We start from the raw sequence: 14,515 nt of genomic DNA, 5'->3' as shown, positions 1-14,515 counted from the left end.
CCGTCTCCAAGAAGACCGTCTCAAGACGCGTATACACTGGTGGTTGCCGCGCTCATGATGCCGGCAGGGTTGCTCGGTGATCGATTCGGGAGCAAGAAATTGATTCTTGGGGCGTTCTAGGGCGATAACCATACTACTGGTTGGGACCATGCTTTCTCTACCACTTGGCCCCATCATCGGTGGTTGGTTGTTGGAGCACTTTTGGTGGGGATGGATCTTTCTAATCAACGTGCCCGTCGTGATCGTTACCATCATCGCAATTGCAATTCGATTACCAAAATCGGAACGATCCGCCACAACACACATCGATGTCTTTGGTTCATCCGCTTTTAGCATTGGGTTGGTCTGCACGACATATGGCATCATTCAGGCCGGAGTCTTGCACGATGAGTATGATCGCTGGATTGTGGAGGCCCTCGAAGCACAGCCGCCCGAATTAGGTCCCATCGAAGCGTTACGAAATGCCGTCCGAGAAACGGTTGCTGGCATGTCTGAGGACGATCTGCTCGTCGAACGAGCGCGCAATCAATTAATTTCGTCGTTCTATTCAGCGGAGAACTCCGACGTGAACATTCCATCTTGGCGGTTTGGTTGGAAGGCTCCCGTACGGCAGGCAGTTGGCGGGAGGCTGTGCGAAACCTCCCGCTCTTATGGTCCATGGGCGAACACGAGAGATGAATATGGTTCACAATTCCTGCGACCTGGACATCCAGAAGGTCATGGGCGCATGGAATCACGGGACGCTAAACTGCGTTCGCCAATGTACCCATCGGGACGAATGACGATGGTGGTACCGTCCACGGCATCGTAGGCAGCGAACGCGTGTCCTTCGACGTCGACGACGTATGCGCCGCTGGGAACAGACTGGCCTGGTCGGAGCACCGCATAGGCGTGTGGTTCGTCCGGAGCTGCGGCGCCGAAGACGAGGCGGGTCCCGTGCGGACCGCGATAGAGATCGAACAACCGGATCGCGTTACCCTCGGGGCCCATCACGGGTGCGTCTGGCGCGCGATCACCTGGAACGAGCCTGCCTTCTGATGTACGATAGCTCACATCCAACTGGCGGGTGTTCACCCCGCGTTCGTGCGCGTCCTCGGCACCATCCTTATACCGTTGCATGAGCTTCGTGCTGATTTCCAGTACCTTCGCCGCCACCGCGCGCCGCTCAGTCTCGTAGCTGTCGAGCAATTCCGGCGAGCCGTCTGCGAGTTTCCAGCCAAGGTTGTAGGCGTCCTGTACGCCGGTGTTCAGTCCCTGGCCACCCGTAGGAGGATGCACGTGTGCGGCGTCGCCAGCCAGGAATACCCGCCCGATCCGGAAGCGTTCGGCGAGCCGAACATTCGGCCGCCACACGGTCGACCACGTGACATTCACGACTTGCACGTTCGCATGGACCGCATCGAGTTTACGCTGGAGGGTGTCCAGAGAGGTATCGCTGTCCCACTCGGACAGAGGGGCGTTGAATTGGAACAGTCCGCCTGTGTTCGGCAACGGGCTGAGACCAACCCCGGTCATCGGATCATCGGCCGTGGCGAGCCAGTATCCGTATTCGTGATCGAGCCCGTCCACAGCCACATCTCCGAGGAGCATGCGGATTGAGCTGTCTGTCACACCTTCGAACGCGATGCCAAGCGCCCTGCGCACGGTGCTGTGCCCGCCGTCGGCCCCGACGAGATACGACGCTCGCGAGATCTCGCCAGTGGATAGGTGCACTGTGACACCATCCGAGTCCTGTGTGAAGCTGACGAGTTCCGTGCCTAATTCCACGTGTACGCCAAATTCCTCCAATCGATTGCGCAGGATAGCCTCGGTTTGGGACTGACCGAGGACCCAGGCGTTGGGATAGGGAATGTCCGGCGTCGGTTGCAGCGGTTCGGCCATCCGCCGCTCGGTTGCAAATTTTCCGTCGAGGTACACCCTTATCGTCGGCAAGGATCTGCCCTGTGCGAGCACTTGATGGAGAACGCCGAGATCTTCAAATACTTCGAGCGTGCGCGGTTGCAGCCCGTCCCCTCGCGATCCGGCGAAGAATTCAGTCGCCTTGTCGATGATGCGGACATCGAGTCCACGGCGAGCGAGGTCAATGGCTAACGTAAGTCCGGTCGGGCCAGCTCCTGCAATCATCACATCCATGATTCAGTACATCTCCCTTTCATAAAGTTTCCTGGAAACTATACTAGTCTAAACAGACGGCAAGATCAATATCGTTTCCAAGAAACTTTTTTGGTGACGCGCTCTCCACTATAATGAGACTCAGGACGATGAAGGAGACTAGTCATGGAACGCTTTCAAAGCAACGATCCTGTTGAGCGGAACGATGGGCATGAAGTCAAGACTTTGATGAATGAAATCATTCGTTTGATCGTGCAGTTGCAACAACGTATCGAATTCGACGAAGAGAAACAATGGCTTCGAGCACACTGTGAAAATCCTGTCCTGCAGCAGATGGTGGATAATATGACGACAATGACGCTTCATGTCCTCGACACCATTGGTCGCTGTCAGCCTGTCAATGGAATTACCATCTCGAAGGAGATGCAGGTTCCGAAGGGCACGGTGTCTAAGATCACACGAAGATTAATGAAAAGCGAACTGATCATCGCGGGGAGCATTCCTGAAAACAGGAAGGAAATTTACTTTCGCTTGACCCCGTTGGGACACGAACTGTTTGGCCTTCATCGAATGCTCCACGAACGAATCGATGAGGGCGTTCAGAGGTTCTTTCAAAAGTATGATGTCAATGAGCTCCGCTTTATCGTGTCGTTCCTCAGAGACGGCTTGGCGTCTCCATGGATTGCACCCGAACCTGATGAGGTCGATTAGGGACTCAGAGTCATCGTGACACGGTTCTTCGACTGTCGCGGCGACGAGGCGATAGAATCTCTTCATGGTGGGATCAGGTTGGGGGGCGTGATCGGTGACAGAACAACAAACGGTGAAAGAATATATCGTCGCAACGACAAAACACAGAAGCGAAATTGGGTAGGAACCAACGGAACGGCAGTCGCCGCCATTCTCATCGCGATCGCCGGCACCATGGCCCGCCTGCGCATGCCCAGCGTGGGGACCTTGCACATGTCACGACGGTTTCGAATCATACGCGATCGCAAAACCGAACGGAAAATCAATCCGCAAACCCAGACAACGAATTCACCAAGTAATGTGCCGCTTGGATCGAATGTGGTCCGCGCGATAGCCCTACACATGGACTCACCCCGCCAAACGCAAGGCTCGTGCGATGGAGACAACGGGAGACTCAGATGAGGCAGATCGAAGATGCATTTCTGGGCTCGTCGCTCAATGCATTTTACCTTCCCTTGTTTATAACCAAGGGAGATGCCTATGTTGGCGTTCAATCGCACGCTCATGTGATCACGCTTCATTTCAAGCGCATGACGTTCATCCAAAACCGCAAAACGATTGCGCCGAGCGGCACCGTTCTAGGTGGTAGGGGAGATAGGTGGTAGGGGAGATAGGTGGTAGGGCAAATAAGCGGCCCAGGGCCGCTTATTTCGATGAAATGGCCGAATGGATGGCAAATAGGCGGCCGTGGGCCGCTTATTTGCTTCCGTATCCGCCGGAATGGCGTGGTTGCGGCGATTTAAGCGTCTGTGGGCCGCTTATTCGTCGCGGCTGAGATAATTCGACACACTTAAGCGGCCCACGGCGGCTTATTTGGCGTGTGCGTCCCCCGTTCGCCAGGGATCGTGCGGTGGGGCGATCGCGGAGGTGGGGGGCGGCGTGATCGGGCAGGCTCGCGCAGTTGGCAGGCAGTTGGCAGGGGGAAATAAGCTGCCCTGGGCCGCTTATTTCGATGAAATGGCCGAATGGATGGCAAATAGGCGGCCGTGGGCCGCTTATTTGCTTCCGTACCCGCCGGAATGGCGTGGTTGCGGCGATTTAAGCGTCTGTGGGCCGCTTATTCGGCGTGACTCAGATGATTCGACACACTTAAGCGGCCCACGGCGGCTTATTTGCCGTATGCATCCCCGCCCGACGCCCCGACGCCCCCACGCCCATTGCTCGCCGCCGGTGCAGATTTGGCAGTATCATGGATGCGGGCAGGTGCGGACAGGCTGAAGCCAAGCGCTGTTCATTTTGCGTTCATCTTTCCGTGGGATCATCCCACTTAGCGATGTCACTGCAGTATGGGGAGGTCCATATGACTCGGATTTTGGTGGTTGACGACGATCCGTATATACGCGAATTGGTTCGCTTGAATCTCGAACGCGATGGTTTTGATGTGTGCGAAGCGGGAGATGGACGCGAAGCACTGCGTCTATTGGGCGAGATGAAGGTCGATGCGGCCGTGATCGACATCATGATGCCGAATGTCGACGGCTGGGCGTTGTGTCGCGAGATTCGCGAGCATTCTTCGTTGCCGATTTTGATGCTGACGGCTCAGGGCGAAACTGTGCAGAAGGTCAAGGGTTTGCAATTGGGTGCGGACGACTATGTCGTCAAGCCGTTTGAGCCGGTAGAACTGGTCGCTCGCGTCCGCGCGCTGCTTCGGCGATATCGAATCAGCATGGAGCAAGTGATTGAACTTGGGGGCTTGCGCCTCGATTACCGGACGCGCGAGGCGTCGTATCAGGGCGACGATATCGCGCTTCCGCCGAAGGAATTTGAACTGCTGTTCAAGCTGGCGAGCTATCCTGGGCAAACGTTGTCTCGCGATCAACTGATTGAGGACATCTGGGGCTACGATTTTGACGGGGACGAACGGACGGTCGACGTCCATATCAAGCGGCTTCGCGACAAATTTTCGGAGGAGCGCTGTTCGTTCAAGATCCGAACCATTCGGGGCCTCGGATACCGTTTGGAGGCGGAAGGGTGATGCGGGAGAGACGGGGGCTGAACGTTTGGCGGATCGGCTGGCGGATCGCCTCGGCGCTCGCTGCGGCATTCGCCGCATTCTCGCTGGGGTATTTGGTAAGCGCATGGTTGTATCGGGAGATCGGCGTTAAGCCCAGTCCGTATCTTTGGCAGATGACGTCGGTCGCCATCGGGATGCTGCTGTTTGGCGTGACAGGAGGCATGATCGGCAGGGTTGCCGCGCCGCGTCAGAGGGCGTTCGTGCAGTCGGTGATCGAGGTGATCCGCAGGCTTGCCAAGGGGGATTTCAACGTTCGGGTCGATCTCGGCATGGCCGAGGATCCGAGAGTCGAACACCATCCGTTTTTCGAATTGGTTCACAGTATCAACGACATGGCGCAAGAATTGGCTCAGCTCGAACAGATGCGTCAAGAGTTCATCTCCAATGTGTCTCACGAAATTCAATCGCCGCTGACGTCGATTGTCGGTTTCGTCGACGCCTTGAAGCAGCCCGACCTAGCGCCAGATCAGCGGAACCACTATCTGCAGATCATCGAGACCGAGAGCCGCCGTTTATCGCGTCTGAGCGATAATTTGCTGAAACTGACCTCGCTCGAATCAGGATACCATCCATTTCATCCCGAATCGTATCGATTGGATAGGCAGCTTCGCGATGTGGTGTTGTCGCTGGAGCCGTTGTGGCAACGAAAATCCATTCAGGTCGATCTCGATCTCGCAAGCACCTCGTTCGTCGGTGATCGAGATTTGCTCAATCAGGTCTGGATCAATCTGCTCGCAAACGCGATCAAGTTCACGCCCGAAGGCGGTTTCGTCAGGATCGCGTTGGAAACGAACGACATGTTTGTATGTGTTCGGCTTCAAGATACAGGAATCGGGATTGCCGATGACGAAAAGATACATATCTTCGAACGGTTTTATAAGGCGGATAAGGCCCGTGCGCGCGGCGAATCTGGCAGCGGTCTCGGTTTGTCCATCGTCAAGCGGATTGTCGACATGCACGGCGGCGAGATCGCGGTAGACAGTCAACTGGGCCAGGGGACCACGTTCGTTGTCAAACTGCCGAATCGCGAGTCGGGGTCGATGTGAGGGAGGAGCAGCGCTGTTTCTCGGTCAATAGCACACATATTCCAATCATGGGGTGAAACGATGGAAATCTTGTCGAAGGACGCTTGGCGTCGCGCCCGTCGGTTTATCGATGAACACGCCAGAGAGATCGACCTTTCGCTTGCCGCATTCTACTTCGACGGCGGATCAATCGATAGCGTCCGTCACGCGCTGCAAGCTTATCAAAATGAGGATGGCGGCTTCGGCCGGGCTATAGAGCCAGATTTTCGTCTGCCGGCGTCGTCGGCCATGGCCACGACGGTTGGCTTGCAATATGCGGTGGAGTTGGGCCTGACCGCCCGCGATCCCATCGTCCAGCGAGCCATCCAGTACCTTCTTGACACATTTGATGAGGCGGCTCAGCGCTGGCACGCGGTACCTGACGAGGTCAACGAATACCCTCACGCCCCCTGGTGGACCTTCGATCCGACGACTGGCCGATGCGGCGTCGAGGGCACGTGGGCCAATCCCAATGCCGAGATCGTAGGGTATCTGTGGCGTTACTCAGCGCTCGTCCCTGAGCCGTTTTTGCAGGCGATCACGGACAAAGCCATGACCGAACTGGATGCCTTGCCAGCCCCCATCGACATGCACGATTTTCTCTGCTATCAGCGGCTCGCCGAAAGTCTCTCACAGTCGCATCGATCGCACATTCTCGCGCGCTTGGCCCCATCGGTTCACCGCACCGTCGCGATCGATCCCGCAGAATGGGAGGGATATGCAGCCAAGCCGCTCAACATTGCGTGGTCGCCGCGAAGCCCGTTCACGCCTCCCCTGCGGGAAGCGATTGACGCCAATCTCGATTACGAGATTCAGCATCTCGGCGAGGATGGCGCTTGGCACCCCAACTGGTCGTGGTTCGGCGAATACGAAGAAGATTGGGCAAAGGCACAAGTGGAATGGGCAGGGCATCTTACTGTCAAGACGCTCAAAGCGTTGCGTGATTTCGATCGCGTCGAACTGGACTGACCTGTACGTCGCACCAGCTTCGCTTTTGTGGTTGACATGGTTGAATTGCCATGTTATGGTCAATACGCGTCAAGCATACACGTTGATCTAAGGGAGGTCGTCATACATGCGGCAACTTCATGGAGTTATCTCATCCAATTTCATAAGCTTGTCGATTTCGGCTGACCTCGTTGTGCGTGTGCGATAGTTTTATCCAATCGAACACATCACTCCAGGCGGTAAGCCTGGGGTGTTTTTGTTTCCATTTCCACTCATATCCCCAGGCCTCCTCATGGAGATGTCACAACGAAGCCGAATGGACAGCTTTGTGACCGAATCCATCCTGAAGGAGGCTTATTTGTGAAATCCCCGGATTCATCACATCGTTCATCCAATTCCATGTCCATGACCTGGATGATTCGCTATTTGCAACCTGTGAAAGGGAGAATGGCTTTACTGGTGTCGCTGCTGTTTGCGACGACGATATTTGAATTGGTCAATCCGCAGATTGTGCAGCGGTTTATCAATGTCGCGAGCGGGCGGGGGCCAGTGGCAACGCTGCTGTACCTTGCAGGCGTCTACCTTGTGATTGCCATCGCCAACCAATTTGTCACGGTCGCCGTCAGCTACCTCGGCAATGATGTCGCGTGGCGCGCGACCAATCAGCTGCGGGCCGATTTGATGAAGCACCTGCTGCGCCTCGACATGCGGTTTCACAATTTGAAGACGCCAGGCGAGATGATTGAGCGGGTCGATGGCGACATCACCAACATGTCCAACTTTTTCGCCATGTTCATGGTGCAAATTGTCGGCAGCTTCATCTTGCTTGCTGGGATTCTCGTCGTCATGTTCTTTGAAAATTGGCTCATCGCGGCGGTGATGACGGCGTTCACGGCGGCGTCTCTCGTCGTGATGGCGGCCATTCGCGATCTCGGTGTCACCGCGTCACAAGCCGAACGCCAGTCGAGCGCGGCGTTGTTCGGGTTGATTGAGGAGCGGATTGCGGGTATTGAAGACGTCCAGAGCAACGGCGCTGTGGATTACGTGATGCGACGTTTCTTCACCGCGATGCGCGACGTCTTTCAGACAGGGCGGAAAGCCTGGATGCTGCGCGTCATTCCGTGGAACGCGACGGTTGTGTTGTTCACCATCGCGGTGACCGCGGTGCTGCTGACCGGTCTGCATCTGTACTTGACCAACCAGGTGACGTTAGGCGCCGTCTACTTGTTTTTTCAGTACACGCAGATGTTGAACAACCCAATCGAGCAACTGGGCAACCAGATGCAAGAATTTCAGCGCGCGAAATCCGGCATGCGGAGGGCACGGGAGTTGTTGGCCTTGCGAAGCGAGATTGAAGAAGGCCAGCACGCGTATTTGCCGGAGGGCCCGCTCAGCGTCGAGTTTGATCACGTGAGCTTCGGCTACAACCCAGGCGAGCCTGTCTTGCACGACGTTCACTTCGAGCTTCGGCCGGGTGAACGGCTCGGCATTGTCGGTCGCACAGGCAGCGGCAAATCGAGTATCAGTCGATTGTTGTTGCGTTTGTACAACTTCGACAGCGGTGAGATTCGGGTCGGCGGTGTCGACATCCGGAGCCTGACCTTTGAGGCGTTGTATCGCCGCGTCGGAATGGTGACGCAGGACGTTCAACTATTCGACGGGACGCTTCGCGACAACCTGACCTTGTTCAACCGAAACATGACGGATGGGGATATTCTCGACATCGCGGAGCAATTGGGATTGAAGATATGGATTGACAGCCTGCCAGATGGCCTGGATACGCACCTGGCTTCTGGCGGGACCTCGTTGTCTGCCGGCGAGGCGCAATTGTTCGCGTTGACGCGGGTGTTTCTGACCAAGCCGAGCCTCGTCATCCTCGACGAACCGTCGTCTCGGCTCGATCCCGCCACGAAAGCGACGCTTCAAGCCGCAGTGGAGCAATTGCTGGAGCGTTGTACCGGTATCGTGATCGCGCATCGGCTGTCGACGTTGGAGCGAGTCGACAAAATCATGGTCCTGCGAAACGGACGCATTGTGGAATTTGGAGCACGCGACGCGTTGGCGGTCGATCCGTCGTCGCATTATGCCGCGCTCTTGCGTGCCGATGGAAAGGCGGAATTTGCGTGACAGTCACACAGTTTATGTGGAAGTTGATTCGCTTCCGATCGCTGCTGTACGTCGTCGACGGACTGCAGTGGTGCGTGTTCCACTCGTTGCCGCTTGGCATTGGGATTGGAATGGACTGGTTTTTTGATAGAATGACAGATCATTCGCACAGCATGTGGTGGATGGCGGTGCCGTTGCTGCTCGTCGCGATCGTGCGGTGGACGCGCGTCGGCGTGTTTCTTGGCGCGTTTTTCACCTGGGTAACGCATATCTATCACGTGCAGGCCGTGCTTCGGACGAACATGCTGGCTGGCATCCTGCGTTGGCCGGGCCGCCACTTGCCTGCGTCGCCCGGAGAGGCGATGACGCGGTTTCGAGAAGACGTGCAGGAAGTGGTTGAATATGTGGAGTCGTGGACGGATTTCTGGGGATTCCTGGTCTTTGCCGTTGTCTCCATCGCCATCATGGTCCGCGTCAATTGGCAGATCACGTTGGTGGCGATGATTCCACTGCTCATTGTCACGCTGCTGAACAATTTGTCGGGGAACCGGGCTCGAAAGTACAGCAGGTTGAACCGCGAGGCTACCGGCCGTATCACCGGGTTCATCGCCGAAGTGTTCGGCGCGGTTCAGGCCGTCAAACTGGGCCAGGCTGAGGATCATGTGCTGGGTCGGTTCCTGGAGTTGAACGAACAGCGCCGCCAGGCAGCCTTGCGCGACAACTTGTTTCGCCAATGGGTGCAGTCGATGAACCAGCACGTGCTGAACATTTCGACCGGCATCATTCTGCTGATGTGCGCGGCGCAGATGCGGGCAGGCCATTTCACCGTCGGCGATTTCGCCCTGTTCACGACCTATCTGGCGTGGTTCGGCAACAGCGTCTCGCTGTTCGCGTACATGGTGTATCAACACAAACGGCTGCGGGTCGCGCTGGATCGGATGCGCATTCTGTTCAAGCCTGGGGAAGGCGACAGACTGATCGATCACGCCGATATCCACCTCTACGACGAACCCGGTCAGACCCAACCGCAGCACGCTGAGCCTGCCGCCGAGCCGTTTGCCGAACTGACGGTCAGCGGACTGACCTACCGATATCCGGAATCGGAGAACGGGATTGCCGGGATCGACTTTCGCATCAAGCGCGGCGAGTTCCTCGTGATTACGGGGCGCATCGGATCGGGCAAGTCGACACTGATTCGCACGCTCCTCGGCATGCTCCCGAAAACGGCCGGGACCATCTGCTGGAACGGCCGGACGATTCACGAGCCAGCGGCGTTTTTCACGCCGCCGCACGCCGCCTACACGTCCCAGGTGCCGAGATTGTTCAGCGATCCGCTGCGCGAAAACATCACCATGGGCCGAGACGTATCCCAGACGACCTTGGACACGGCGATTCGGCACGCGGTGATGGAGCAGGACCTGGTCGATCTCGAACACGGCCTCGACACCTTCGTCGGACCGCGCGGCGTGATGCTCTCCGGCGGACAGATTCAGCGCGCGGCAACGGCGCGAATGCTCCTGACGCAAGCGGAGCTGCTCATCTTCGACGATTTGTCGAGCGCCTTGGACGCAGAGACGGAAAAGCAATTGTGGCTGCGGTTGTTTGCGGAGAATCGAGCGACCTGCATCGCCGTCTCGCACCGCCGGGCGGCATTGGCCCAAGCGGATCGGATTATCGTTCTCAAGGATGGGCGTGTCGAGGCCCAAGGGACCTTGGATGAATTGCTGCAGACCAGTTCTGAGATGCGCAAGCTGTGGCACGGCAAGTTGTTGGAGGAAGAGGAGCCTGGAACATCCGGGCAGGAACAGTTTGCATGACGTTTGGAGGAGGCGCAAGGGCCAGTCGCGGGCGTGCACTGACCGCGACTGGCCTTTACCATGACGCAAATCGCAAGTGAAAGCGACCGAGGTGAATTTCGATGCGGAAGGTTGGAGTATCGATGAGGTTAAATTTTCCCTCACGTCTTTGGCTGTTCATCATGAAACGGACTCAAAACCTGCTGTGCTTCTTGAACAAACCGCCGGACTAGGTCACTCGCACTCGCCTCCCGACTCAGGGCAAAAGCCTGCCCTGCCCACAGAGACATAAACGCTGGATTGGACTGTCGTGCGGCCCAGTTTCGCAGTGGACGAGTCAGCGTATTTTGGACCGGGTACGGCGGTATGGGTGCCTCATATGCTTCCATTATCGTCATGAAGTCGTTTCGAATACCACGGGCAGGTTTTCCCGAAAAAGCCGTCGTGATCACGGTCTCCGCGTCTCGGCTATGGAGAATGGCATGCTTGTGCTCTGGATGGGCTCCGCTTTCCAAACTGGCGAGAAACGCAGTACCCATTTGAACCGCAGACGCCCCCAAGGCAAGACAAGCTGCGATGCCTCTGCCATCCATGATCCCGCCCGACGCGATGACTGGCAAGTGTACCGTATCCACAATCTGAGGGACCAGCGCGATCGTGCCGATGAGGGAAGACGCGCCGAACCCTAGAAACGTGCCCCGATGGCCACCGGCTTCATAACCTTGAGCCACGATGGCATCCACGCCTGCGCGTTCAAGTGTCATCGCTTCCGCAACTGTGGTTGCAGTACCGATGACACAGGTTCCCCTTGCTTTCAATTCCTCGATGGTTTCCCGTGTAGGGCACCCGAAAGTGAAGCTAAAGATAGGAACCCGTTCTTCTATGATAACCTCCAGTTGTTTTGCAAAGTCGGCTCCAGGGGTATGTTCTACTTGAATGCTGTCGATCTCGCCCGCAAATTCCTCTGCAAACGACCCCAGCGACTTTAGCTGACGTTTCATGGAGTTGATGATCTCCCTATCAAGCTGTATGTTCTCATCCGGAATGAATAGGTTCACCCCAAATGGCTTGTCTGTCAGTTCTCGTATCCTGCGAATACCTGATCGGATCGAATCAGCCGACATGTACCCAGCTCCAAGAAAACCGAGTCCACCTTCATTGGATACCGCGGCAACCAACTCAGGTGTGGATGGGCCACCTGCCATTGGCGCCTGGATAATTGGATATTGGATACCCAACATGCGCGTGACTGACGTGTCATTCCACACGTGACTCTCCCCTTTGACGTAGGCGTTCGGTTTGAAAGCTCGAGAAATATCGTCCGGTAACAGGAAGCGCTGCACCCGGCAGGGCGTACATCCTGTTGGTTTAGGCTGATTATACTGCCGTTCGCCATTGTTTGCAGTGGCTTGGTTGGCATAGAAGGCGAGGGAACAGAACGCTAGGCGTTTGAGAGGTCGTACTCTTTCAGAGCATGGATCAACTTCGCTCTAACCGCTTCTTTCAGGTCGTTCGGTTCCAGCACGATCGCTTCCGCTCCAAACGAGAAAAAGTATTCGGCGAAAAATGGTATTTCTGAGGCGCGAATACCTGCCTCGAGCACACCTGTCCCGGCATCGGACACACGAATCTTCCCCCAAGGGAACAACCAGCTTTTGTCGCGGAACAATTCAATTCCCTTCGCTGTGAGTTTCACTTTGACGTTTACGCTTTCGGATTCGCTTTGAAAATACAAGCCAAAGTTCGACAAATTTACCTCGCGAACATCAACCGGCTCCGGGATTGTTTCGGCATTCGCTATAGCGGCTGACCATATTCGATCCACTCGGAACAATCGGTATGCCTTTCGCAGATAGCAGTATGCTGGGCAGAACCAGTATCCCTCATCCGCATAGATTCCAACAGGCTGGATGGTCCTGCGTGTGGTTTGATCCGTCCGAACGCCATAATCGATGGTTACAGGCAGCCTTTCCATGGATGCTTGAAGCAATATCTCAAGGTATTCAGCCCGTTGCGCACGTTTGTGTGTAAAGAAGTCCACACGGTGTCGCATGTCATCGATGCGATTTTTCAGGTCATCCGGCAAATACGCGAAGAACTTGCGAAGCGCGGACTCGGCAGACGCCTTGAAGGGGAGCGAACTGTAGTGTCTCAACGCGTGACAGGCAAAGAATATGGAGAATGCCTCATTTTCCGTAAACGAGATCGGCGGAAGGCTTCGCTCCGTAAGGACCCGGTATCCTCCTCCCGCGCCCACTTCAGAGTACAAGGGCACACCCATACCACTCAGTTCCTGCAAATCACGCAGCATGGTTCGGGTAGACACGCCAAATTCCTCGGCGAGTTCTTTGACCGTGAATTTTCGTTTCCGATTCACCGCCATCATCAATTCGATGAGGCGCCGCGACTTGCTCATCAAGAGTTCACCCCAAAAATAGTGACGTGTTTTGTCACTATTGTATTCTACGCTACGAATGAGTATGGGATGAGGACGAAATGACAGCAAGCAGGAATTCGCCGCATCGGACTGGCCTCATATTGGTCGTGGAAAGGAAGAGAGAAACCTATGAGTAGAGAACAGCGTAAAGCAGTGGACGCAATGCTTCGGCGTGTCCGACCGTCCAAGCCGCAAACCGTCGAGGAGATGCGAGCAGGTTTTGCCGCCATGATGGCGACGATGAATGTGCCTCAGAACGTGCGGACAACGCAGACAACCCTGGGGAATCGGCCTGGTGTGCTCGTGGAATTTCAACAGACTGCTCGTCCGGGAACGATTCTCTATTTTCATGGCTGCTCGTTTATATTCGGCTCTCCCGAAACCGCCATGCCAATCACCGCGAACCTTGTCAGCAGGACAGGTATCCGAGCGATTTCGCTTGATTATCGTCTTGCTCCGGAACATCCGTTTCCTGCGGCGCTGGAAGACTCGCTCGCTGCCTATCGCGAGATCCTGGACGGTGGGATCGAAGCCGCGTCCATCGTTTTCGCTGGTGACTCCGCTGGCGGAGGAATCGCAGTCTCGACGTGCCTCATGGCACGAAAATCGGGTCTGCCCATGCCTGCGGCAGTGGTCGCGTTCTCGCCAGGCTTGGACAAGACGCATTCTGGGGCGAGCATGGACAGCAAAGCCGGGATCGATCCGTTCTTCACCCGTGAGAGTTTTGACCGCACAGATGCGATGTACCTCGCTGGACAGGACCCGAATCATGAACTTGTGAGCCCCGCAAGGTTCGCGGATCTGACCGGATTCCCGCCGCTCCTGCTCCAGGTCGGGACCAATGAGGTCCTGCTTGACGATTCCACGCAGATGGCACACCGCGCCATGGCGGCAGGCGTGGATGTGATCCTCGACGTGACCGCGGATGTTCCGCACGTCTTCCAAGCGTTTGCAGGTGTCCTCGAGGAAGCCGATCAAGCGCTGGATCGAGCAGCACTCTTCATCGCGCAGCATCTGAGTTGATGTTGTGCCGGATTGGCAAGTTTCACAGAACGGGTGTTTTACAAGTCCCTGTCGCCGACAAGCGCAGATGACTCGCGAGCATGAAGGTGAAATCCGGTTGCTTGCGCGATCCACAAACGGTCGACTCCTGCTTTTGTGGATTTCTTCGGTGACGCAACTGGCACCATCGAGAATGTGGGCATTGATACGACGGTGTCGGCGGCAGGCGCGATCGGGACGTCTTCGTACACACGTGTAGCGACGGGATGGTGCTTGCTGAACAGGA

General features: G+C 56.3%; 13 protein-coding genes. 9 read left to right on the top strand and 4 right to left on the bottom strand.

The window, feature by feature from the left end; all coding sequences use genetic code 11:
* The first annotated feature begins 106 nt into the window (after positions 1-106).
* Complete coding sequence (locus tag AAC01S_RS19245) at positions 107-811, top strand: MFS transporter (RefSeq protein ID WP_281178126.1); 705 nt, start codon at positions 107-109, stop codon at positions 809-811.
* Here AAC01S_RS19245 and AAC01S_RS09805 read toward each other — a convergent pair.
* Complete coding sequence (locus tag AAC01S_RS09805; protein WP_174520843.1) at positions 718-2,133, bottom strand: FAD-dependent monooxygenase; 1,416 nt, start codon at positions 2,131-2,133, stop codon at positions 718-720. The genes AAC01S_RS19245 and AAC01S_RS09805 overlap by 94 nt on opposite strands.
* Before the next feature lie 144 nt (positions 2,134-2,277).
* On the opposite strand from AAC01S_RS09805, the gene AAC01S_RS09800 reads away from it, so the two are divergent.
* The 7 genes from AAC01S_RS09800 (at position 2,278) to AAC01S_RS09765 (ending at position 10,811) form a co-directional block, all read left to right on the top strand.
* Positions 2,278-2,823, top strand: a complete 546-nt coding sequence (locus AAC01S_RS09800) for a MarR family transcriptional regulator (RefSeq protein ID WP_067621518.1) — start codon at positions 2,278-2,280, stop codon at positions 2,821-2,823.
* A 437-nt stretch (positions 2,824-3,260) separates the two neighbouring features.
* Positions 3,261-3,467, top strand: coding sequence for a hypothetical protein (locus tag AAC01S_RS09790; RefSeq protein WP_067621516.1), 207 nt, complete (start codon positions 3,261-3,263; stop codon positions 3,465-3,467).
* Positions 3,468-4,162: 695 nt separating this feature from the next.
* Complete coding sequence (locus AAC01S_RS09785; RefSeq protein WP_067621515.1) at positions 4,163-4,837, top strand: response regulator transcription factor; 675 nt, start codon at positions 4,163-4,165, stop codon at positions 4,835-4,837.
* Entirely contained in the window at positions 4,837-5,922 is a 1,086-nt protein-coding gene (locus AAC01S_RS09780; protein ID WP_083511670.1) for a sensor histidine kinase, read from the top strand. Before AAC01S_RS09785 ends, AAC01S_RS09780 begins: the two co-directional genes overlap by 1 nt.
* A 60-nt stretch (positions 5,923-5,982) precedes the next feature.
* Complete coding sequence (locus AAC01S_RS09775) at positions 5,983-6,909, top strand: hypothetical protein (protein ID WP_067621514.1); 927 nt, start codon at positions 5,983-5,985, stop codon at positions 6,907-6,909.
* 339 nt (positions 6,910-7,248) lie between these two features.
* The gene (locus AAC01S_RS09770) at positions 7,249-9,015 is read left to right on the top strand and encodes an ABC transporter ATP-binding protein (protein ID WP_245630156.1); all 1,767 of its coding nucleotides are present in this window, start codon (positions 7,249-7,251) and stop codon (positions 9,013-9,015) included.
* Positions 9,012-10,811 (top strand): ABC transporter ATP-binding protein, encoded by a 1,800-nt coding sequence (locus AAC01S_RS09765; protein WP_067621513.1) that lies wholly within the window; start codon positions 9,012-9,014, stop codon positions 10,809-10,811. The genes AAC01S_RS09770 and AAC01S_RS09765 overlap by 4 nt, the downstream gene beginning before the upstream one ends.
* Before the next feature lie 140 nt (positions 10,812-10,951).
* Here the strand turns inward: AAC01S_RS09765 and AAC01S_RS09760 are convergent, their stop codons facing one another.
* Both AAC01S_RS09760 and AAC01S_RS09755 read right to left on the bottom strand, forming a co-directional pair.
* Positions 10,952-12,058, bottom strand: a complete 1,107-nt coding sequence (locus tag AAC01S_RS09760; protein WP_083511672.1) for an NAD(P)H-dependent flavin oxidoreductase — start codon at positions 12,056-12,058, stop codon at positions 10,952-10,954.
* Positions 12,059-12,231: 173 nt separating this feature from the next.
* Positions 12,232-13,206 (bottom strand): helix-turn-helix transcriptional regulator, encoded by a 975-nt coding sequence (locus tag AAC01S_RS09755; protein WP_067621512.1) that lies wholly within the window; start codon positions 13,204-13,206, stop codon positions 12,232-12,234.
* A gap of 150 nt (positions 13,207-13,356) precedes the next feature.
* On the opposite strand from AAC01S_RS09755, the gene AAC01S_RS09750 reads away from it, so the two are divergent.
* Positions 13,357-14,250 (top strand): alpha/beta hydrolase, encoded by an 894-nt coding sequence (locus AAC01S_RS09750; RefSeq protein ID WP_067621511.1) that lies wholly within the window; start codon positions 13,357-13,359, stop codon positions 14,248-14,250.
* Positions 14,251-14,288: 38 nt separating this feature from the next.
* Here the strand turns inward: AAC01S_RS09750 and AAC01S_RS19710 are convergent.
* A partial coding sequence (locus AAC01S_RS19710) for a hypothetical protein (protein ID WP_217997826.1) occupies positions 14,289-14,515 on the bottom strand: 227 nt, incomplete at its 5' end.

The organism is Alicyclobacillus acidiphilus NBRC 100859 (assembly GCF_001544355.1).
Lineage (GTDB): Bacteria > Bacillota > Bacilli > Alicyclobacillales > Alicyclobacillaceae > Alicyclobacillus > Alicyclobacillus acidiphilus.
Note: the sequence above shows the minus strand (reverse complement) of the source record. Positions and strands in the feature narration are given on the sequence as shown.